Origin of the sequence: Marinobacter alexandrii, from assembly GCF_005871205.1 — a bacterium.
Taxonomy (GTDB): domain Bacteria; phylum Pseudomonadota; class Gammaproteobacteria; order Pseudomonadales; family Oleiphilaceae; genus Marinobacter; species Marinobacter alexandrii.
Genome location: NZ_SWKM01000012.1, coordinates 510,319 through 530,795, shown reverse-complemented (window position 1 = coordinate 530,795; position 20,477 = coordinate 510,319). Strand labels below are relative to the sequence as shown.

The window sequence follows — 20,477 nt, the reverse complement described above, 5'->3', positions numbered from 1 at the left end:
TTTTGGTCTGTCGAATTCCAGATTCTCTGGGTTCGTTACATTGCAAGCGCCCGACCGGATAAGCCGTAGGCATGCCCCCAGCTCAGTCCCGCCGCCGTAGTGCCGGCTGGCCGATACTCACAACCAACCCAGCCCTCATAACCCAGCGACTCAAGGCGATCGAGGACCGCCGGGTAATGCACTTCACCCCGATCCGGTTCGTGGCGTTCGGGCACGCCGGCGATCTGAACATGACCAATATTGGCGAACTGGGCTTCAAGGTTGCGGATCAGGTCACCTTCCACAATCTGGCAATGATAAAGATCAAACTGGACCCGAAGATTCTTTGCACCTACCTGTTCTATCACCGCCTGAGCCTGGGCCTGGGTGTTGAGCAGGAACCCGGGCATGTCGCGGGGATTGATCGGTTCTACAAGCAAGACTTTGCCTCTTTCCGAAAATTCGGATGCGGCGTAACGCAAGTTGCTGATATAGGTTTCCCAGTGCGCCACACGAGTTACCTCGTCAGCATTTTCGGGCAGCAAGCCCGCCATGGCATGTAGCCGGGGGCAGTTCAGAGCCTCGGCATAGTCCAGCGCCTTGGCGACAGAATCGCGAAATTCCGCCTCCCTACCGGGTAGGCTCGTCAGCCCCCGCTCACCCGAATCCCAGTTCCCTGGTGGCAGGTTAAACAGCACCTGGCTCAAGCCTGCAGAATCCAGAGCTGCCCTCAGCTGCTGGGTGCTGTAGGCATAAGGGAACAGGTACTCAACCCCACGGAACCCCGCAGCCGCCGCGGCCGCAAAGCGGTCGAGGAAGTCGTATTCGGTGAACAGCATGCTGAGGTTTGCAGCCAGTCGGATCACATCAGGGTCCTCATCGGTATCAAACTCAAAAGTAATCAGTCGCGTGGGAAGCGCGCCTCTAGATCAGAAATTTGCTGTGGGGAGAGAACCCTCGGGTTTTGGCCTCGTAGCAGCAGGAACAGTTTCGCGGTTTCCTCCAATTCCTCTGTGGCATAAATCGCCGCCTCCAGGGTTTTGCCCGCCACCACAGGTCCATGATTGGCGAGCAACACTGCATTGTGTTTTCCCGCTAGCCCTCGGACTGCATCCGCCAGCGCCGGGTCGCCGGGCATGTGATAAGGCACAAGGGGCAGTTTGCCAACCCGCATGATGTAATAGGCAGTCAGCGGAGGTATGCAGTCGCAGGGATTGATCTCCGGCAGGCAGGACACAGCCACCGAATGGGTGGAGTGCAAGTGGACGATCGCACCGGACTGGGGACGCTCGTCGTACATTGCCATGTGTAAAAAATGTTCCTTAGTGGGGGCATCACCATCAAGGAGTTGCCCCTTGGCGTCTAGGCGCGCAATCCTCGCCGGATCAAGCCGACCCAGGCAGGCATTCGTGGGCGTCATCAGCCAGCCACCATCCCCCAGCCGCACACTGATGTTGCCACTGGAACCCATGGTCAAACCTCGTTCGAAAAGCGACTGGCCATAAACCACGATCTGCTCTCGGAGGCAATTAATGTCATGAGCGTTCATTGGAGCACCTCAAATGCACGCGTGAAGAAATTTACTGCTCCAAAATTGCCTGATTTGAGAGCCAATGACAGAGGCTTATCCTTGCCTTCGATTCGCGCCTGAGTCCAAGGGACGCCCGGATCAATTTGTCCACCAATCCGCAGGGCCTTAATTCCCAGAGCCGAAACCACCGCACCGGAGGTTTCTCCTCCTGCCACGATCAGTCGGCCAACGCCTTCGCTGACCAGAGTTGTAGCCAAGCTGGCAAGCGCACTCTCAACCAGTTCCCCGGACGCCTCAACACCGAGTTGCTGTTGGGCTTGCTGCACGCTGCCTGCCAGGGCAGAGGCATAGACAATCAGCGGAGCGCCGCAGCCAACCCGGTTCCGGGCGAAATTCAACGCCTCGTGGTAATGGTCGTCGCTGGTCGCCAGTGCCAGTGGATCCAGGGCAAAACCCTCGTAGTGCGTGAGGAAGGCATCAATCTGGGCCAGCGTTGCGCGTGAACAACTACCAGAAAGCACCAATGCACTACCACTGGCAGGCTCGAGCTGACTGGCATCGGCAATATGGCTCAGCCACTCGCGCTTGCGATATTCGGCCGGCAGCGCCTGACCCAGTCCAGACCCCCCAGTAACCAGCGGGAAATCCACAACAGCTTCGGCGACGGTCTGGAGATCATCTTCATCCAGACTGTCACAGATGATATGACTGCAGCCTTCGCCCCTGGCCTGATCAAGATGCGCCCGCGCGGCGTCAGCACCGCCCTTAAGAACGGAATGGTTCAGAAGACCCACGGTCCACTTGCTCTGTTGCGCCAAAACCCGCACCAGATCGGCGTCGGTCATAGGATTCAGCGGGTGTTGCTCCATGCCGCTTTCATTGAGCAGCCGGTCACCCACAAACAGATGCCCCTGATATACGGTGCGCCCGTTAACCGGGAATGCCGGCACCATGACGGTCTGGCGAGCGCCGAGGGATTCAAGTAATGCGTCTGCCACGGGACCAATGTTACCTACCGCGGTGGAGTCGAAGGTGGAGCAGTATTTGAAGAAAACCTGACGGACACCTCGTGCCTGCAGCCACTCCAGAGCCTCCAGCGACTGCGAAACTGCCTGGGCTGCTTCACAAGATCGTGACTTCAGTGCAACAATTACCGCGTCTACGTCTTCGAGCAACAATGGAGTATCGGGCACACCAATCACCTGCAGGGTGCGCATACCCGCCCGGACCAGATTATTGGCCAGGTCGGTGGCCCCGGTAAAATCGTCGGCAATAGCACCCAGCACTATATTCATAAGCCTACCATCGTCATTAGTGGTTTCTTGTTTCGATGCATGATCACCGCTCAGGCAACGGTATCGTTGGCTGCTGGCAGATTGATGCCTGACAGCCTCTGGTAAACCTTGATCACCGCAGAATCGTCCTCCCGTCCCAGACCGGCACCACTTGCCGCAGTGAACTGCTGAAGGGCGCTGGCAGCAACAGGCATCGACAGCTTCAACTCGCGCCCGGCCTGATGCACGATGTTCAGATCCTTGACAAAAATATCCACCGCAGACAGCGGCGCGTAATCACCCTTCAGGATATGGGGAACCCGATTCTCGAACATCCAGGAGTTTCCAGCGGAGTGGGTAATGACGTCATAAAGGGTGTCGGGGTCTATACCCATGCGAATACCGAGCGCCATAGCTTCAGCCGCGGCCGCAATATGGACACCAGCCAAGTGCTGATTGACCAGCTTGACGCTCGAACCTGCGCCCGGGGTATCACCGAGTCGGTAAACCGTTTCCGCCATGGCCGCAAGAACCGATTCACCCGCGACATAAGCCATGGAACTGCCCGAAGACATGATGGACAACTTCCCCGATCTTGCTTTGGCAGCACCGCCACTCAGAGGCGAATCCAGCATTAGCAGATCCTGCCCCTCAAGACGCTCGCCCAGTGCCGTCGCATAGCTTGGGGCCACCGTGGCGCACTGCAGAATGAGACTTCCAGCCGCCAGCGTACCGGCCAATCCCTGAGCCCCGAACAGCACAGTTTCAACCTGATCTGCATTCACCACGATCAGGAGCACAAGGTCGCATTCAGGACCAAGTGCTGCCGCTGATGAGACACAGCGACCACCGTCGCGGACAAAACGCTCACGAGCCGCTTCGGAGACGTCATAGCCAATCACATCAAAACCTGCGTCAAGCAATGCCAGGGCCGTACCCATGCCCATGGCGCCAAGCCCCACAACGCCGACTGTTTTGGTTTGCACTTGCTGCACCATCGGATGGAATCCCCTGTTATTATTTTTTGGAATCGCTAAATGTTAGCGCTACCATATTGATAGCTCAGATGATGAAAAGACGCAACCACTAACGAGGCATACCGACTAATGTCTAGTTCCACCCAGAAACCGAAAAGACCGCGCAAGGGCTCCATGCAACCCACAATCGCCGACGTGGCCCGCGAGGCTGAAGTCTCTGCCATTACGGTGTCGCGTGTACTCAATGCGCCGGCAAGCGTCCGCGCCAAGACACGTGCCCGAGTGGAGGCGGCTATCGATAAGGTCGGCTATGTACGCAATATGCTGGCTGGGAGCCTGGCCTCAGCCAACTCCCGCTTCATTGCCGTGGTCGTCCCATCCTTGTCCAATATCGTTTTCATTGAAGTGATCAAGGGCTTGCAGAGTGAATTCGAGAAACACGGGTACCAGATCCTGCTTGGCAACACCGATTATGACCTTGAGCGGGAATGTCAGTTGGTCAGAACCTTCCTGGGTTGGTCATCCTCCGCACTCGTCATCAGTGGCCTGCGGCACAATGATGCGTGTCAAAGAATTCTCCGGGAGTGGCCCAACCCTATTGCAGAAATCATGGAACTGGGCGAAGCAGTAGACATCAACGTTGGCCTGGACCATCCCGAAGCGGGCCGCTGTATGGCACGGCATCTATTGAGCTGCGGCTATCAAAACATCGTTTATGTTGCTGCACAGATGGCGAACGACTACCGGGCACGCCTACGTTACGAGGGCCATCGGGAAATTCTGGAGGCGGCCGGTCTTGAGGCTCCGCTTATTGAAATGGACCAACTGGGCCAGTTTGAGACTGGCGCCAAAGCCCTGGATAAGGTCAAGGCGATACTCCCGGAGGCAGATGCCATCCACTTCGCCAACGATGACCTGGCAACCGGTGCAATCCTGCACGCCCAGCGCCGAGGCATCCGGGTACCTGAAGACATCGCGATTGCTGGCTTTAATGGACTCCCCATCGGCCAACATATTTCCCCAAATCTGACGACAATTTGCTCGCCCCGAGAGAGTATCGGCCGCCTCAGCGCTCGAGCCATTATTGCCCGGCTCGAGGGGAAACCATTGACGGCATCAAGTCACGATGTTGGTTTTGAGTTACATGTTGGAGAGAGTGCGTAACGTGCCACAGCGCGTTAGTTCTGTTTCCTGATTCACACTACGGCTTAGAGACACTGAACAACAGGCCGATCTGCCATGGCCCCGAGCCGTTGCTGCGCGTGTTCGATCAAGGCGCCACCTTGGCTGGCGGTTTCATCCAACACCCTGACCAGCCACTCCGGGATTTGCCGGTTAAGTGAGTAATAAACCCATTGGCCCCGGCGCTCGGTTTCCAGCAGGCCCGATTCCCTCAACGTCGCCAGGTGCCGGCTGACCTTGGGTTGGGGCGCATCGAAGGCTTCGGTCAGCTCACAGACACACAGCTGTTGCTGATCCCGGATAAGCAACAGGGCAGACAGGCGGAACTCATCCGCCATGGCCTTGAACACCGCAACCGGATCGTATTTGATGGGCTTCCGGCCGGTCTCTTTCTGATGCACCAGGGTAAACAGCGAGATTCGCTCTTTGATTTCCTTGAGGGTCAGGGCAAAGGTGGCGTGTCGATTGGATGGAACCGGGTCGGGGAAATCCCAGGCAATCTGTTGCGCGGGCTGGCAAACACTGCCGCATTCGCTGGCGGCTTTTTCACACAGCGTAATCACATAATCCCAGTGTTGGTCCTGCAAATCCGCCAACTGCTTGCTGTGCAGGCCATCAGTGGCAATGCCGGCCTCTTGCAGCACCTGCAAAGCCATTGGGTGAGGCGAGGTCGGACCGGTACCGGCACTGGCCACCTCGAAAAAATCTCCGGCCATGTCCTGGAGCAGAGCTTCTGCCATCAGTGAACGGGCACTGTTGGCGGTGCAGACGAACAAAATCCGGCGCTTCATCCCCTAACCTCAATATATGCATTTTTTTGAATATGCTATTTTTTGCATAATAATTCCAGCGCACTCATGAGTAAAGCAGGAAGCCATTAGATCCACAGCAAGCGCACTGCTGCACCGGCCGACTAAGGGCTTGGAACTGGTCCCCAATGAAACATCCCTGACTGCTTATCCAAAATCGTAGCGGCAATGCGGCCATTGCTTGGCCCGTTGGCGAGCCCGTAACACACGTGAAGAGGCAGCAGGTGCTCCTCCCGAGGATGGCAGAACCGGGCGTGGGGTGCGGATTCCCAAGTCACCAGCCGCTGGTAGCGCTCTGTTTCGGTTAGGTTGGGGTCGCAACAAGTCTGCGCCAGCCAGTCTTCAAAGGCCTGATTCGACGCTTGGACCTCCGGGGTATTCGGCGCAAAAAACGCCCCCATGTTATGGAACGAGAATCCCGACCCGATCACCAGCAGATCGTCATACTCCAGGTGTCTGAGCGCACGCCCTATCGACAGATGGGTAGCGGCATCCAAACTGTTGACCAGCGAAAGCTGAACCACTGGAACATCCGCTGCCGGGTACATCAGTTTCAGTGGTACAAACACGCCGTGATCAAATCCCCGCTCGTCATCGAGCCTCGGCGACAGCCCAGCCAGTTCCAGCGCCCCATACACCCGGTTTGCCAGCTCGGGCTCGCCCGGACACGGGTACTGGATCTCATAGGCCTCGGCGGGAAAACCATGGTAGTCGTAGATTAACGGGGGCTGACTCCCCGCGGTAATTGTTGGTGCCGATTCTTCCCAATGGGCGCTAATAACCACAATGGCCTGGGGCTCGGGCAATGTAGCGGCCAGCGTCGTGAGCTGGTCCACCATGTCTTGATGACCCGGATCGCCCAACAGCGGCAAGGGCCCACCACCATGGGAAAGGAACACAACATCGGTTCGGGTATTCATTTCGCCTGCTCCTCCTGAAACCAAAGCGCTCCCCGTTTTCGGGGAGCTGTACTGGCTGAACTATGCGCTGTATCTAATCACCGTTGCAGCGTCAGGCTGCTGCCTGCCGGCTGCGGCTGGCACCGCCAATTTGCTGCTGCAGCAGTCCGTCCAGCGAGAACCGGCCGCCTCCCTGGATTGTCAGCGCCACGGTAACCGCAAACAGAGTCAAAGCGTATTCGTAACCGTTGTTGGACATGAAGAGACCATTGCTGAAATGGACCGCAAAAATCGCCACGAGCATAGTTAGTGCCGACACCAATGCCGCTGGACGGGTCAACAAGCCAAGCACCAGCGCCAGGCCGCCAAAGAACTCAGCACTACCGGCCGCCAGCGCCATCAGGTAGCCCGGTTCAAGACCGATGCTTGCCATCCATTGACCGGTACCTTCCAGTCCGTAACCGCCAAACCAGCCAAACAGTTTCTGCGCGCCGTGGGCCGCCAGAATCAGGCCAACCGGTACCCGAAGAACCAGGGCCGCGAAACCACCGTTGGAGCCGACTAATGCCTGTGTAAATTGAGTGTTCATGTTTGTCACCTCTAAGCTTTCTTTCGTTAATGTGTCCTGAAGCGCTGCCTCAGACGATGTAAACACTTTACTCTCGCCAAACCGAAAGACTAAGAGGGCTGATATTGAGTTATTATCAACGATACGTTGACAATAATTGAGCCAGAGGGAAAAGCAGGATGGACCGCATCGAAGCAATGCGAACATTCGTCACGGTAGTAAACGAAGGGTCGTTCACCAGCGCCGCCGACAGGCTGGCGATGTCGCCTCAGCTCGCCAGCAAGTATGTCTCCCAGCTGGAGCAACACCTCGGCGTGCGCCTGCTTAATCGCACCACCCGCAAACTGCACCTGACCGAGGCCGGGGCCCGTTACCACCAGCACGCCCAGCAGGTGCTGGACGACATCAACGACATGGAGAACCAACTGGGTGACCTCCAAACCCAGGCGCGGGGCCTGCTCCGAATCAGCGCTCCGGTTTCCTTTGCTACTCGTCACATGGCCCGGCTGTTGAGCGATTTCCAGAGCGCCCACCCGGATGTCGGCATAGACCTGCAACTGAATGACCGTAAAGTCGACATCGTAGAAGAAGGCTTCGACGTTGCCCTGCGCATCGGCCACCTGAAAAGCTCATCACTGATTGCCAAACGGATTGCACCGGTGCGCCTTGTACTGTGCGCCTCGCCCAATTACCTCGCCAAATATGGCACCCCTGAAAGCCCGGACGAGCTCACCAACCACCGTTACCTGCAGTACAGTTATCTGGATCCGGAAGCCAGCCCGGCCGTGCTCAAGGGATTCCATGGCAGTGCCCGCGACAGTAGCCGCGACATGATCAGCAACAACGGCGATGTGCTCGTGGCTGCGGCCATCGCAGGTGCAGGAATTGCGCTGCAGCCCACCTTTATTTCCGGCGCAGCCATTAAAGAAGGTGCCTTGCAGATCATTCTGCCCGACGATGAGCCCGAGCCCATGTCGCTCTATGCTGTGTACGCCCACCGCCAGTTGCTGGCCAGCAAAGTGCGTAGCTTCATCGACTTTATCGACGGCTATTTTGGCGAGCCACCTTACTGGGATTCGTTTGAGTAACGGTTAGTCGCGCATCTCCTTAGCAACGGATATTCCAACCCTTCCGGTCTCCCGATATGATCTCGGGATGAAAAGCATAATAAAACATGATTCTTCCACCCCACCCCGCCTGCGCACACTGCAGCGCAACGGCTTGGCCAGACGATATCTTTTTAGTGCATTGGTGATCGCGCTGGTGCCACTCGGGTTGCTGGCCAGTGTGTACGACACCCAGTACGTGCGGGCACTGGACAAGGTAACTGAGAGCCGCACCAATGCCCGGCTTTCGGGGGCTGAAAACCTTCTGCGCACGTTCCTTCAGGAACGCATCTACGAATTGGAGGGACTTTCCGATATTCCCGAAGTTTTCGAGTGGCTGACGACCGCGAAGCCTGGCGATGAGCCTGACCAGGTGATGCTGGCCCAAGTAAGACAGCAGCTCGACAGCCCTCACATCTATGGCGTAGTGGCCAAGCCTGCTCAATTTGATCAACCACAGTGGTATCTGACGCAGACACTGCTGAAAGACGTTTCCTGGCACACTTTGCCGCGGACAAGCTTTGCTGGCGCAGAGCTACTTGGTCCAGCACTCCCAACTCACGAGCGGCCGGGCTGGCTCATCCTGCGCCTCAGCCCTAGCGGCTTTAATCCTGCTCCCGAAGCCTGGATTGGTCTGGTGATTCGGCTTGCGAGTCTCACTGAACAGATTCAGGATCTGACTTTACCAGGTTTGCAGAGCCCCCTGATTGTACCGCCCCAAAATGTGCAGCTAAGCTCAGTAGGGAATCTAACGCCCCCTGGACCACCGTCGCAAAAAGACATTAACTCCAGCGACTTTATCAACGGCTGGCACATTCGTTTGCAATGGTTGGGCGATCCCTTGTTAGGGCCGCTGGAGTCCGCCCGGTTCGGGCTGATTTTCCTGGCGATTGGTGCCGCACTCGCGGTCACACTTCTGTCCCGACACTTATCAAAGCGACTTGAACGGCAAGTCACCCCGCTAATTGAAGGCGCTGACCGAGTTGCCAGGGGAGACTTCGACACGCCGTTAGGTATGGAGGGCACGGCTGAAATAGGTTACCTCTCGTTTGCACTGGAACGCATGCGCCTGCGCCTGAAACGACTGGTAAAAAGTATGGTGGACGTGGAGCGGCGCGCCATACTTGGGCAATTCTCAGCCGGGGTTGCCCATGAGATCCGGAATCCGCTGGCCACCATCAAAACCACTATTCAGGCACTTTCCAGAAAGGAGTCTGACCCTAAACGTCAAAAACTGATGGCGTCCGTTGATCACGAGATTGATCGAGTGAACGATGTTGTGCAGCTTCTGTTGGATTACGCACGCCCAAGGGATGCCAAGGCAAGAAAGGTCGACATTCTGGACGTCGTGGAAACTGTCAAAATTCTTGCCGATGCTGTCGCACATCGCCATGAAGTAGAACTGATCCAAGTCGAACATCCGCCAGTGTTTGCCTGGGCAGATCCCCCACAGGTGCGCCAGATCATCATGAACTTGGTCATGAACGCAATTCAGGCGCTCGAAGGCATTGGCGGCCGCGTTGTTATCCGAATTAAGCAGCAGGGGCTTGCAGTCTATGTCTCGGTCAGCGATAACGGCCCGGGTGTGAGCGCAGATCAACTGAGCCATCTGACCGAACCGTTTTTCACCACCAAGACCAACGGGACCGGGCTGGGCCTTGCCATTTGCAAACAGCTTGCCCAAGCCAACGAAGGCACGCTGAGGTTTCAAAGCGTGCCCGGTGAAGGGCTGAAAGTAACCCTGCAACTACCGTTGTATCTGAACAATTCAATCCTGGAATAACCCATGCGTAAACCCAACGTCCTGATCATTGATGACGAGAAAAATCTGGTCAGCAGCCTGATTTTTTCATTGGAGGAGGAAGGCATGTCGGTCCATGCCGCCTATACCGGCAAAGACGGTCTCGCAGCGGTTGAAATCCATACTCCGGACATTGTTCTTCTGGACCTGAAATTGCCCGACCAGTCCGGTTTCGACATTCTCGACAAACTTAAGACCATGACGGCACCTCCGATTACCATCATGATCTCAGCTCATGGCGACACCCGAGCGGCCGTCGAGGCGGTCAAAAAAGGGGCTCAGGACTACATTACCAAGCCCTTTGATCTGGACGAGCTAATCCTGCTGATCCTGCGCAATCACAAACACCGGCAGCTCAGTGAAGAGGTTGCCTACCGTCGGGAGCGCGAAGCCAGTACCCACGGGTTGATCGGCAGCAGCAGCGCAATGCAAACCCTCTTACAGAATGTGGAGCGCGTCGGACAAAGCTCAGCGCGCACGATACTACTCCAAGGCCCGTCCGGCAGTGGCAAGACACTGATCGCAAAGGCTCTTCATTCCCAACGAGACAAGAGCGCACCATTTGTCTCGGTCAACTGCGCATCGCTGCCCGAAAATTTGCTGGAAGCGGAACTGTTCGGAGCCGAAAAAGGCGCTTACACCGGAGCCGATAAACGGCGCACAGGCCTAGTCGAGCTGGCTAACGGCGGCACGCTTTTCCTGGACGAAATCGGTGAACTACCACTAGCACTGCAAGCGAAACTACTAACCTTCCTGGAAACCCATCGCTTCCGTGCAGTGGGGGGCCAAACCGAAATTGAGGCAGACATCCGGGTTATTGCGGCGAGTAACCGTGATTTGCAAGTAGAAGCCCAGTCCGGAGCTTTTCGGGAGGACCTTTTTTACCGGCTGAACGTGATGCCATTAAGCATCCCCTGCCTGGCAGAGCGCCGGGCGGACATTCCCGAATTGGTGTCGATTTTTTCAGAAGAGTTGGCGCTGCAAGAGGGTTGCAGTCCGATCACCATGCACCCAAAAACCCTGAGCTTGCTACGCGATTACCCATGGCCGGGCAACATCCGTGAGCTAAGAAACACCATTGAGCGGCTGACAATCCTATACGCCGGAGAAAACATTGGCCCGGAGCGGTTGCCCCCGGAAATTACCGTAGCTGCGAGAGACCCGATCACCAACAACGTCGACACAGACACTGGCGATATCGGTTCCGAGGGCGAAGGCTCTCTCGCCAATGAAATTGCCAAACGGGAAGCCCAATGCATTCGCGAAGCGCTCCTGCAGTCCCGGGGTCGAAAAGGTGACGCGGCCAATTCGCTCGGCATATCCCGTCACGCCCTGAAACGGCGAATGCAGAAACTCGGATTGACGGGAGATGGGTTTTGATTTCAAACCTGCTTGGGTCATTTTCCCGAAAACTGGCGCTGCTCAAAGCAGTCTGCCTACTTATCATGGCACCGTCGATGGCCGAGGCGGAGGCTTTGGGCGCGACAAAAGAACAGGCTGATGTCACGGTGGGGTGCCTGTATCCAATGTCCGGACGGGCAGGAGTCCTTGGCCGCGATTCGGTCGTCGGCATCCGCCTGGCACTCAAATATCTCGAGCATCAAGGGGGACCAGACTCCCCGCGTCTGCGAATACTCTTGGGCGACACCAAGTCAAAACTATCAACGGCAACGACCCTAGCCCGACGATTCCTTAAAGACGAAGGTGCGAGTTTTCTATGCGGCGTGGTCAATTCCTCAGTCGCCATTGAAGTGACTTCCGTTGCAGCATCTGAAGGAGCATTTTTTGTTGGCACAGACCACGCGTCATCTCGGCTCACCGACGAATTTCTCCACGACCGCTATTTCCGAGTAACCAACGATACCCGCCAGTCAATGACTGCCGGAGCTCTGTTCATCAAAGATTTCTTCTCTGAACACCTAGCGAAAAAGCCTCTGAGAATTTCATACCTAGGCCCGGACTACGAATACGGCTATCAGGTCTGGTCCGACTTCCGGCAAGCTTTGGCACGATTCGGCGTAAGCTACGAAATCACTGGGGTGCTCTGGCCCAGGCTGAGTGAGCCCGACTACAGCCACTACATCAACGAACTTATCCGTCAAAAGCCAGATCTGGTGGTGAACAGCCTTTGGGGCGGTGATTTCGTCGCCTTCGTCACTCAGGCTACTGACACCAAACTGTTCAAAACCTCCCGCTTTGCCAATTTCGAAAAAGGAGGGGACTACGAGATCTTCGCGCAGCTTGGAGAAAAAATGCCGCTTGGACTGCTGCTGGCCTCACGTCACCATAACAATTGGCCGGAAACGGACTTTAATCGTTGGTTTGTGGAAGAATTTCACCGAGAGGCCGGCTACTACCCGTCATCCGGTGCCCAGGGCGCGTTCACAGGAATTATCGCGATCGCAAAAGCCCTGGAAAATGCGGGCACCAACTACCGCAACCCCGCCGCCGTTAAACGGGCCTTTGAGCGACTGACACTGTCCACTCCGGAAGATCCCACCGGTTTTCAATCCTCTATGGATCCCGACTCCCATCAGATCAGGCAAGTGATGGCCATTGGTGAAACGGTTCCTAACACACAGTTCCCGCCAGCATCCGTGATGCTCGGAAACTGGCATATCTACCACCCCTCACAACTTGAACCCGAGATCAAAGGCTTTGAGTGAGCGATTATCGCTCACAATCGCTCACAGCTTCGGAGCGAAAACCGCTCATCTCACTTTTCGAGCTACCAGATTAATAAAAATAACCCTAAAAATCATACAGATAAAATAATTCCGATTCTGGCACAGCTACTGCTTAGTGACGTTACCGACCTAGTAGAACGTCGGACCGGACACCGGAAAATAACAATACTGGTCGTCCGACCATACGACACAAGAACAACAGTCTGGAGATCCAATAATGAAACACTCTCTGCTGACCGCAGCGACGGTCGCCTGTGCCATGACAACAGGTGGGCTGAGCCTCAGCGCTCATGCCGCCGACGACTACAAACTTGGCCTGGTTACTTTCCTATCCGGCGCTGCCTCGGGTCCCTTCGGGATTCCAGCCAAAAACGCAGCTGATCTCGTGATTGAGGCGATCAACGACGGAACCCTACCCGCTCCGATTCAGGGAAAAGGTATTGACGGTCGTCAGATTACGCCCGTTTACGTTGATGAAGCCGGAGGCGCCACCAAGCAAACCTCAGAATTCCGAAACCTGGTTGAGCGGGACGGCGTGGATGCCGTTGTCGGTTACATCTCGTCAGGTGACTGCCTAGCCATTCCGGCCGTTGCAGAAGAGCTGAAAAAACTGACGGTGCTGTTCGACTGCGGCACACCTCGTGTGTTCGAAGAGGCTGACTACAAATACGTTTTCCGCACGCACTCCACCGCCAGCATGGACAACATTGCGGCTGCGCACTACGTGAACGACAACGTGCCCGAACTGGAATCTGTGGCCGGCATCAACCAGAACTACTCCTGGGGCCACGATAGCTGGCGCGATTTCACCGAAACATTGAAAGTGCTGCGCGACGGTGACATCGAGATCACTACCGAACAGTTCCCAAAACTGTTTGCAGGCCAGTATGGCGCTGAAATTTCTGCACTGCAGGTCAATTCTGCCGATGTCATTCACACCTCGTTCTGGGGCGGCGACACCGACGCGTTCGTACTGCAAGCGGCAGCGCGGGGCCTGTTGGCAGACAATCAGGTTATCTTCACCGCCGGTGAGACCGCGCTTAACAGCCTGGGCGAGCACCTGCCGGACGGCGCAATCATTGGTGCCCGTGGTCCCTTCGGCCCATTTGCGCCGGACAGTGAACTGAACACCTGGTTCCAGACTGAGTTCACCGAGCGCTTTGGCACACCGCCGACCTTCCCTGCCTACCACATGGCACATGCACTGATCGGTCTTAAGCTTGCTCAAGATAAAGCCGGCGTTGGCGCTTCCACCGAAGAAGTCATCACAGCGTTTGAAGGTCTCGAGTTTGAAGGTCCGGGTGGCAAAGTGGAAATGAGCCGAGGTAAAGGTCATCAGGCTGCCACTGAAATGGTCTACGGCCGTCTCGAACGCGTTGATGGTGAAATCACGTTCACTGACATCGTGCGTTACCCGGCAGACTGCGTAAACCCGCCGGAAGGTACCGAAACTGTTGAGTGGATTCAGGCCGGCATGCCGGGCGCTGAGTGCAACTGACCGTTCTGACCTAGCAGCATACGCACCGGAGCCCTGCTCAGGGCCCGGTGCGTCTACCCAATTATCTTTCACTCCTGCTCCGTGGCTATTCCAAGCACATTCGGACAACTAGGGCTGTGCAAAGAATCGGGAGTACCCCAATGAAACAACTTATTGCAATCCTGGTGGATGGATCAGTCTACGCATCCTGGCTGTTCATCATCTCCGCCGGTCTGACCCTGATTTACGGGGTTATGCGAATACTCAACATGTCCCACGGCAGCTTCTATGCTCTGGGCGCCTATTCCGGCGCAGCGATGGTGGGCTGGTATTTCTCCACCGGTTCTGTGCCCTGGTTCAGCTTCGTCGCACTGATCGGCGCAGCGTTGGTCGCCGGTATTACCGTCGGCTTGTTGGTCGAACGCGGCTTATTGCGTTTCATGTACGGTCGGGACGAGGTGGTCATGATTCTAGTGACCTATGCCGTGCTACTGATCATGGAAGACGCCATTAAACTGATTTGGGGCGTTGAACCCTATTTCGCCTATCAGCCCTACACCATGCTGGGACGAACAAAATTCGCGGGACTGTCGTTCGCCAATTACGACTTCATGCTCATTGGCGTCAGTATTCTTATCGGTCTTGCACTCTGGTACGGCCTCAATCGGACCCGAAATGGCAAGCTGCTGCGGGTCGTCATCCATGACCGTGAGATCGCCGGCGCTCTGGGCATCAACGTCTCACGCATTTTCACCATTACCTTCCTGATTGGCGCCGGCATTGGTGCGCTGGCTGGTGCACTGACCGCACCTGGTCTCTCTGTGGTGCCCGGCATGGGTATCGAAGTCATTGTGCTTGCCTTCGCCGTGGTGGTCATTGGTGGTCTGGGAAGCATATCCGGAGCACTGGTCGGCGCTTTGATCGTTGGCATGGCCCGCGCAACCGCCGTACACCTGTATCCGGAAGTCGAGTTGTTCGTTATCTACGCGGTCATGGGTCTGGTTCTGGCGTTTCGTCCCCAAGGCCTGTTTGCCGTTGCCAACGCGAGGAAGATCTGATGAAAACAAAATCCTTAGCGCTGCTGTTTATTCTGGGCCTGGCGATTCTGGCCGGTGGTCTGCTCTTGCCCCAGTGGATGTCCTATCTGTTCACCATTGCCATGGGCAAAGGCCTGGTGGTTCTCGGCCTGGTCCTATTGATGAGGGCCGGTCTGGTGTCATTTGGCCAGGGCCTCTATTACTGCGTGGGCGCCTACGTGGCGGGCATGCTGACCCAGTTTGCTGAAGTGACCGATATACTCTTGATCCTGCTTGCTTCCATAAGTGTCAGCGTTGTTATTGCTGCCATTATCGGGCTGCTGCTGTGCCGGTACCGGGAAATCTTTTTCGCCATGTTTTCCATGGCATTTTCGATGATCCTATACGGCCTGCTGGTGCGCATGCAGGTTCTCGGCTCAACCGATGGCTTCAACGTTGCCAACCCCAGCCTGCTGGGTTGGGCTCCGGGACCAGAAGGCGCCTCAGACCTGGTATTGGCCGTTGCCGTGTTCCTGGTTGTCAGCCTCGGCATTCTGGCCTGGCGTTACCTCAACTCGTTGTCCGGCTACGCAGGCGAAGCGGTTCGGGAGAATGAGATTCGTCTGGAGTACCTCGGCGGCTCGGTATTCAAGGTGGTTTACGTCAAGTACATCATTGCTGCAGCCCTCGCCGCCATCGGTGGCACGGTAACAGCCTTGGTTAGTGGCCATGTCGATCCGGAAATGGCCTATTGGACCACCTCGGGCGAGTTTGTCTTTATTGCGCTAATGGGTGGCACCGCGCACGTCGCCGCGCCGATCATTGCCGCCGTGCTGTTCGAGGCGCTCCGCACTTACGCCTTTGCTGTTGCTCCGTACACCTGGCAGATGATTCTGGGTTTCGCGCTGCTGGCAATCATCCTGTTCATGCCGTCAGGCCTTTGGTCACTGGTTGAACGATTCCAGAACAAGAAAGCGAGGAAAACCACATGAGCGCTTTGTTGAAAACCGTCAATCTGGAGAGAACCTTCGGTGCGGTCACAGCGGCCACTGACATCAATGTTGAACTCAACAGTGGCGAGATTGTTGGGGTCATCGGTTCGAACGGAGCTGGCAAAACCACCTTTATCAATATGGTAACCGGATACATTCAGCCATCAGGCGGCGACATTCTGGTCCGCGGCGAATCAATCATCGGCAAATCCCCCCGGGAGGTATCACTGGCCGGTGTTGGCCGATCCTTCCAGGTGGCCCAGCTATTCCAGGAGCTAACTGTTCTGGACAACATGCTGATTGCCTTTGGCTTTTCCGTCGACCGAAAGCTCAGCTTCCTGAATCCGTTGCGGTCTGCTGAAAAGATTGAAAAAGCACAAGCGGTGTTGCGAGAGTACGAAATCGAACAGTATACGGACGAGGTTGTGTCGACCCTGCCACAAGGTGTCCGGAAACTCCTGGATATCGCTATGGCCATGCTTTCGAATCCCGGCTTGATGCTGCTGGATGAACCGACCTCTGGCGTCGCCATTGAAGACAAGTTCACCCTCATGGACACAGTGATGGCGGCAGTGCGCAAGAGTGACGCAGCCACCATGTTTGTCGAACATGACATGGAAGTGGTTCTCCGTTACGCGGACCGGGTATTGGCCTTCTATGACGGCCGCGTCCTCGCTGACGGACCGACTCAAAAAGTCTTGTCGGATCCCAAAGTGCAGGAGCTGGTTGTCGGCCACCATCTGGATTTGAGCGATAGCGCGCCCGCTACTACAAAGGAGTCTGGCCATGCTTGAACTTAAAAACGTGACCACTGAAATAGCCGGGACTTTGATCCTCAGGGACGTGACCTTCTCAGTTGAAAAAGGCTCGATGGTCGGCCTGATTGGTCGGAATGGCGCCGGCAAGACCACATCGCTTCGCTCAATAATGGGTCTGCTCAAGCCAAAATCCGGACAAATTCTCATCAATGGAACAGATATGACCAAGCAGGGTTCCTTTGAACGCGCAGGCATGTCCATTGGCTACATGCCAGAAGACCGCCGTTTGGTTCCTGATCTGACCGTTGAAGAAAACATCATGGCGCCGGCCTGGGCCTGCCAGCTGACCAGCGCCGAAGCCCGGTTGGCCTGGATCTATGAAATGATGCCTGAAGTAGAAGCTTTTTCTGATCGCCGGGCACTACAGTTGTCTGGTGGACAGCAAAAGCTGGTGGCGCTGGCCAGGGCGATGATGACCGGTACCAACCTGCTATTACTGGATGAGCCCTTTGAGGGGGTAGCTCCAGCTCTTTCACGGCGCCTAGCCAGTGTCTTGAGTACACTGAAGGATGAAGGGCTGACCGTTCTGCTCTCCGAATCAGACCAATCACATTCGGCAGATCTGGTTGACGAAGCTTTTCAGATCGAGCGTGGCAGCGTTGAGCCATTGGCGTCTCTGACTTAGGAGAGGAAATATGACGGCATTTACCTTTAATACGACCAAAAGCGTGATTTGCGAGCCGGGCTCCATCAAAAAGCTCGGCGCTATCGTAAAAGAACAGATTGGCAACCGCGTTTTGATCGTGACCGACCCCGGCCTGATCCAGGCCGGCCTGTTGAGCAGTGCAACCGACTCTCTGGATCAGGCCGGCGTGCAATACCAAGTGTTCGATGGCGTTGTCGCTGATCCACCTGTGGCGGTTGTGGAGGCAGCCCTTGCAGACGCCCGAGCGGCCAATATCGATGGTGTCATTGGCTTCGGCGGCGGCTCCTCCATGGATATCGCCAAGCTGATTGCGTTGCTTATTGGCGGCGGTGAAAAACTGGACGACATCTATGGCGTCGGGATGGCCAAAGGCCAGCGACTGCCCCTGATTCAGATCCCCACCACAGCTGGTACCGGCTCCGAAGTCACGCCCATTTCTATCATCACGGTGGGCGAAGCCGAGAAGAAAGGTGTGGTCGCACCCCAGCTACTTCCGGACGTGGCCCTGCTGGATGCCGAACTGACCCTTGGCCTGCCAGCACCGGTAACGGCAGCAACCGGGATCGATTCGATGGTTCACGCCATCGAGAGCTACACCTCCGCATCGGCCAACAACAACCCGGTGTCGCGCACACTGGCTCGTGAAGCCCTGCGCTTGCTCGGCGCCAACATCGAGACTGCGGTGAAAGACGGCCGCAATGTTCAGGCACGCTCCAACATGCTGCTGGGCGCCATGCTGGCTGGCCAGGCTTTTGCCAATTCGCCCGTGGCCGCAGTGCATGCCCTGGCCTACCCGATCGGGGGTATTTTCCACGTGCCCCACGGGCTTTCAAATGCTCTGGTCTTGCCCCATGTCATGCGTTTCAACGCCAGTGCCTGTGCCGAAGCCTACGCTACCCTGGCGCCCGATGCCTTCCCGGATCTCGCCTCCGTGCCAGAGTCGCAACGGGTGGAGGAGTTCATCAATCGGCTGGAAGCATTAAGTGCGGATATCGGGCTTGAGCAAACCCTGCGGGAAGTGGGCATTGGCGAATCCGACCTGCCGGTCATGGCGGCCGACGCCATGAAGCAGACCCGATTGCTGGTGAACAACCCGAGGGAGGTCTCAGAAGCGGACGCATTGGCCATATACCAAGCCGCATTCTGAGCGAGCCACCTGATAATCTGGCGGTACTCTTTTCCCCTTTTCAGGCGCAGTCGCGCGACTGCGGCAGCGCCTACTCATTGAGGTTAGTTATGTCACTTGATCTTAAGAACTCTGAACTCCTGCGAGACCGAGCCTACGTTGATGGTCAGTGGACAACAGCGTCGACTGCGAAAACCTTTGCAGTCATCAATCCGGCCAACGGCGAACATCTGATCGATGTGCCGGATATGGACGAGACTGATACCCGTAAAGCCATCGAAGCCGCAGAGCGGGCATGGCCAGCCTGGCGCTCCAAGCCCGCTAAGGAGCGAGCTAACCTCCTACGCGTCTGGTTCAACCTGATTATGGAAAATCAGGAAGATCTGGCTCGCCTGATGACCGCCGAGCAGGGAAAACCCTTGGCGGAATCCCGCGGTGAAGTAGGTTACGGCGCCAGTTTCATTGAGTGGTTCGCGGAGGAGGCCAAACGTGCCTACGGCGATGTAGTTCCTGGCCACGGCCAGGACAAACGCATTGTGGTGATCAAACAACCTGTCGGCGTGGTTGCCGCGATTACACCCTGGAATTTCCCCATTGCCATGATTACCCGGAAAGTGGCTCCCGCGCTGGCAGCAGGCTGCCCGGTAGTCATCAAACCCGCGGAAGATACGCCCCTCTCCGCATTGGCAATTACTGCGCTTGCTGAACAAGCTGGCATCCCCGCTGGCCTGATCAATGTCATCACCTGCTCCAAACCGAACGCCGTCGCGGTTGGCGGTGAACTAACCGGCAATCCTATCGTCCGGAAGGTCTCTTTCACCGGCTCTACGCCCGTGGGCAAGCTGTTGATGCGCCAGGCCAGCGATACCGTAAAGAAGGTCAGTCTGGAATTGGGCGGCAACGCGCCGTTTATTGTTTTCGACGATGCCGATCTTGACGCCGCTGTTGCTGGCCTCATGGCCTCCAAATACCGCAACACAGGCCAGACCTGTGTTTGTGCTAACCGGGTATATGTTCAGTCAGGGGTGTACGATGCTTTTGTTGAAAAACTGAAAGTCGCTGTCGGAAACATGGTGGTTGGCGCCGGTCTGGAAGGCGATACTCAGCAAGGTCCGCTGATCAACGAAGCCGCTCTGGAAAAGGTACAGCGACATATCGCCGATGCCACGGAAAAAGGCGCCGAGATTGCCATGGGCGGCAAACCGCACGCCCTCGGCGGGACCTTTTTCGAGCCTACTATTCTCACGGGTGCCACTCAGGACATGTTAATCGCCAGTGAGGAAACCTTTGGCCCGGTTGCGCCCTTGTTCCGGTTTGAGACTGAAGAAGACGCTATAGCCATGGCCAATGATTCTGAATTCGGTCTCTCCGCGTACTTCTACAGCACCAATATCCACCGGGTGTGGCATGTCGCTGAAGCACTTGAGTCCGGGATGATTGGCGTTAACGAGGGCATCATCTCCACCGAGGTAGCCCCGTTTGGTGGTGTCAAGGAAAGCGGCCTTGGTCGTGAAGGCTCCCATTACGGGCTTGATGAGTACATGGAGCTAAAATACCTGTGCCTCGGTGGTATGCGCTAACCACCTGTA

Annotated in this window: 19 protein-coding genes; 12 read left to right on the top strand and 7 right to left on the bottom strand. The window is 56.4% G+C overall.

The window, feature by feature from the left end; genetic code table 11:
* Positions 1–35 precede the first annotated feature (35 nt).
* Genes otnI through ltnD form a run of 4 tightly spaced genes read right to left on the bottom strand, consistent with a single transcriptional unit; the run spans position 36 to position 3,782 of the window.
* A complete protein-coding gene (gene otnI / locus FCS96_RS09380) occupies positions 36–845 on the bottom strand; it encodes a 2-oxo-tetronate isomerase (RefSeq protein ID WP_138440092.1) in 810 nt (269 codons plus the stop codon).
* Between the two features lie 35 nt (positions 846–880).
* Positions 881–1,528, bottom strand: coding sequence for a 3-oxo-tetronate 4-phosphate decarboxylase (gene otnC, locus FCS96_RS09375; RefSeq protein WP_138440091.1), 648 nt, complete (start codon positions 1,526–1,528; stop codon positions 881–883).
* The gene (otnK, locus tag FCS96_RS09370; protein WP_138440090.1) at positions 1,525–2,805 is read right to left on the bottom strand and encodes a 3-oxo-tetronate kinase; all 1,281 of its coding nucleotides are present in this window, start codon (positions 2,803–2,805) and stop codon (positions 1,525–1,527) included. Before otnK ends, otnC begins: the two co-directional genes overlap by 4 nt.
* A gap of 50 nt (positions 2,806–2,855) precedes the next feature.
* Positions 2,856–3,782, bottom strand: coding sequence for an L-threonate dehydrogenase (gene ltnD / locus FCS96_RS09365; protein WP_138440089.1), 927 nt, complete (start codon positions 3,780–3,782; stop codon positions 2,856–2,858).
* Between the two features lie 153 nt (positions 3,783–3,935).
* On the opposite strand from ltnD, the gene FCS96_RS09360 reads away from it, so the two are divergent.
* The gene (locus FCS96_RS09360) at positions 3,936–4,925 is read left to right on the top strand and encodes a LacI family DNA-binding transcriptional regulator (protein WP_212747062.1); all 990 of its coding nucleotides are present in this window, start codon (positions 3,936–3,938) and stop codon (positions 4,923–4,925) included.
* Positions 4,926–4,969: 44 nt separating this feature from the next.
* Here the strand turns inward: FCS96_RS09360 and FCS96_RS09355 are convergent, their stop codons facing one another.
* The 3 genes from FCS96_RS09355 to FCS96_RS09345 form a co-directional block, all read right to left on the bottom strand.
* Positions 4,970–5,734, bottom strand: a complete 765-nt coding sequence (locus tag FCS96_RS09355; RefSeq protein WP_138440087.1) for a metalloregulator ArsR/SmtB family transcription factor — start codon at positions 5,732–5,734, stop codon at positions 4,970–4,972.
* A gap of 122 nt (positions 5,735–5,856) precedes the next feature.
* Positions 5,857–6,672, bottom strand: coding sequence for a DODA-type extradiol aromatic ring-opening family dioxygenase (locus tag FCS96_RS09350; protein ID WP_138440086.1), 816 nt, complete (start codon positions 6,670–6,672; stop codon positions 5,857–5,859).
* 91 nt (positions 6,673–6,763) lie between these two features.
* Positions 6,764–7,240: a DoxX family protein gene (locus tag FCS96_RS09345; RefSeq protein ID WP_138440085.1), complete on the bottom strand. Its 477-nt coding sequence runs from the start codon at positions 7,238–7,240 to the stop codon at positions 6,764–6,766.
* Between the two features lie 158 nt (positions 7,241–7,398).
* On the opposite strand from FCS96_RS09345, the gene FCS96_RS09340 reads away from it, so the two are divergent.
* The 11 genes from FCS96_RS09340 to FCS96_RS09290 all read left to right on the top strand — a co-directional run bounded on the left by FCS96_RS09340 (position 7,399) and on the right by FCS96_RS09290 (position 20,468).
* Positions 7,399–8,307 carry a LysR family transcriptional regulator gene (locus tag FCS96_RS09340; protein WP_138440084.1) on the top strand — a complete coding sequence of 303 codons (909 nt, stop codon included), beginning with the start codon at positions 7,399–7,401 and terminating at the stop codon, positions 8,305–8,307.
* Positions 8,308–8,374: 67 nt separating this feature from the next.
* Complete coding sequence (locus tag FCS96_RS09335; RefSeq protein WP_138440083.1) at positions 8,375–10,108, top strand: sensor histidine kinase; 1,734 nt, start codon at positions 8,375–8,377, stop codon at positions 10,106–10,108.
* Between the two features lie 3 nt (positions 10,109–10,111).
* A complete protein-coding gene (locus FCS96_RS09330) occupies positions 10,112–11,506 on the top strand; it encodes a sigma-54-dependent transcriptional regulator (protein ID WP_138440082.1) in 1,395 nt (464 codons plus the stop codon).
* A complete protein-coding gene (locus FCS96_RS09325; RefSeq protein ID WP_228264061.1) occupies positions 11,503–12,792 on the top strand; it encodes an ABC transporter substrate-binding protein in 1,290 nt (429 codons plus the stop codon). The genes FCS96_RS09330 and FCS96_RS09325 overlap by 4 nt, the downstream gene beginning before the upstream one ends.
* A 238-nt stretch (positions 12,793–13,030) precedes the next feature.
* Positions 13,031–14,311 carry an ABC transporter substrate-binding protein gene (locus FCS96_RS09320; RefSeq protein ID WP_138440081.1) on the top strand — a complete coding sequence of 427 codons (1,281 nt, stop codon included), beginning with the start codon at positions 13,031–13,033 and terminating at the stop codon, positions 14,309–14,311.
* Between the two features lie 140 nt (positions 14,312–14,451).
* Positions 14,452–15,348, top strand: coding sequence for a branched-chain amino acid ABC transporter permease (locus FCS96_RS09315; protein WP_138440080.1), 897 nt, complete (start codon positions 14,452–14,454; stop codon positions 15,346–15,348).
* On the top strand, positions 15,348–16,298 hold the full coding sequence (locus FCS96_RS09310) for a branched-chain amino acid ABC transporter permease (protein WP_138440079.1): 951 nt from the start codon (positions 15,348–15,350) through the stop codon (positions 16,296–16,298). Before FCS96_RS09315 ends, FCS96_RS09310 begins: the two co-directional genes overlap by 1 nt.
* A complete protein-coding gene (locus FCS96_RS09305; RefSeq protein WP_138440078.1) occupies positions 16,295–17,092 on the top strand; it encodes an ABC transporter ATP-binding protein in 798 nt (265 codons plus the stop codon). Before FCS96_RS09310 ends, FCS96_RS09305 begins: the two co-directional genes overlap by 4 nt.
* A complete protein-coding gene (locus FCS96_RS09300; RefSeq protein WP_138440077.1) occupies positions 17,085–17,741 on the top strand; it encodes an ATP-binding cassette domain-containing protein in 657 nt (218 codons plus the stop codon). Before FCS96_RS09305 ends, FCS96_RS09300 begins: the two co-directional genes overlap by 8 nt.
* A 10-nt stretch (positions 17,742–17,751) precedes the next feature.
* Positions 17,752–18,909: an iron-containing alcohol dehydrogenase gene (locus FCS96_RS09295; RefSeq protein ID WP_138440076.1), complete on the top strand. Its 1,158-nt coding sequence runs from the start codon at positions 17,752–17,754 to the stop codon at positions 18,907–18,909.
* An 89-nt stretch (positions 18,910–18,998) separates the two neighbouring features.
* Positions 18,999–20,468: an NAD-dependent succinate-semialdehyde dehydrogenase gene (locus FCS96_RS09290; protein ID WP_138440075.1), complete on the top strand. Its 1,470-nt coding sequence runs from the start codon at positions 18,999–19,001 to the stop codon at positions 20,466–20,468.
* Positions 20,469–20,477: the final 9 nt, after the last annotated feature.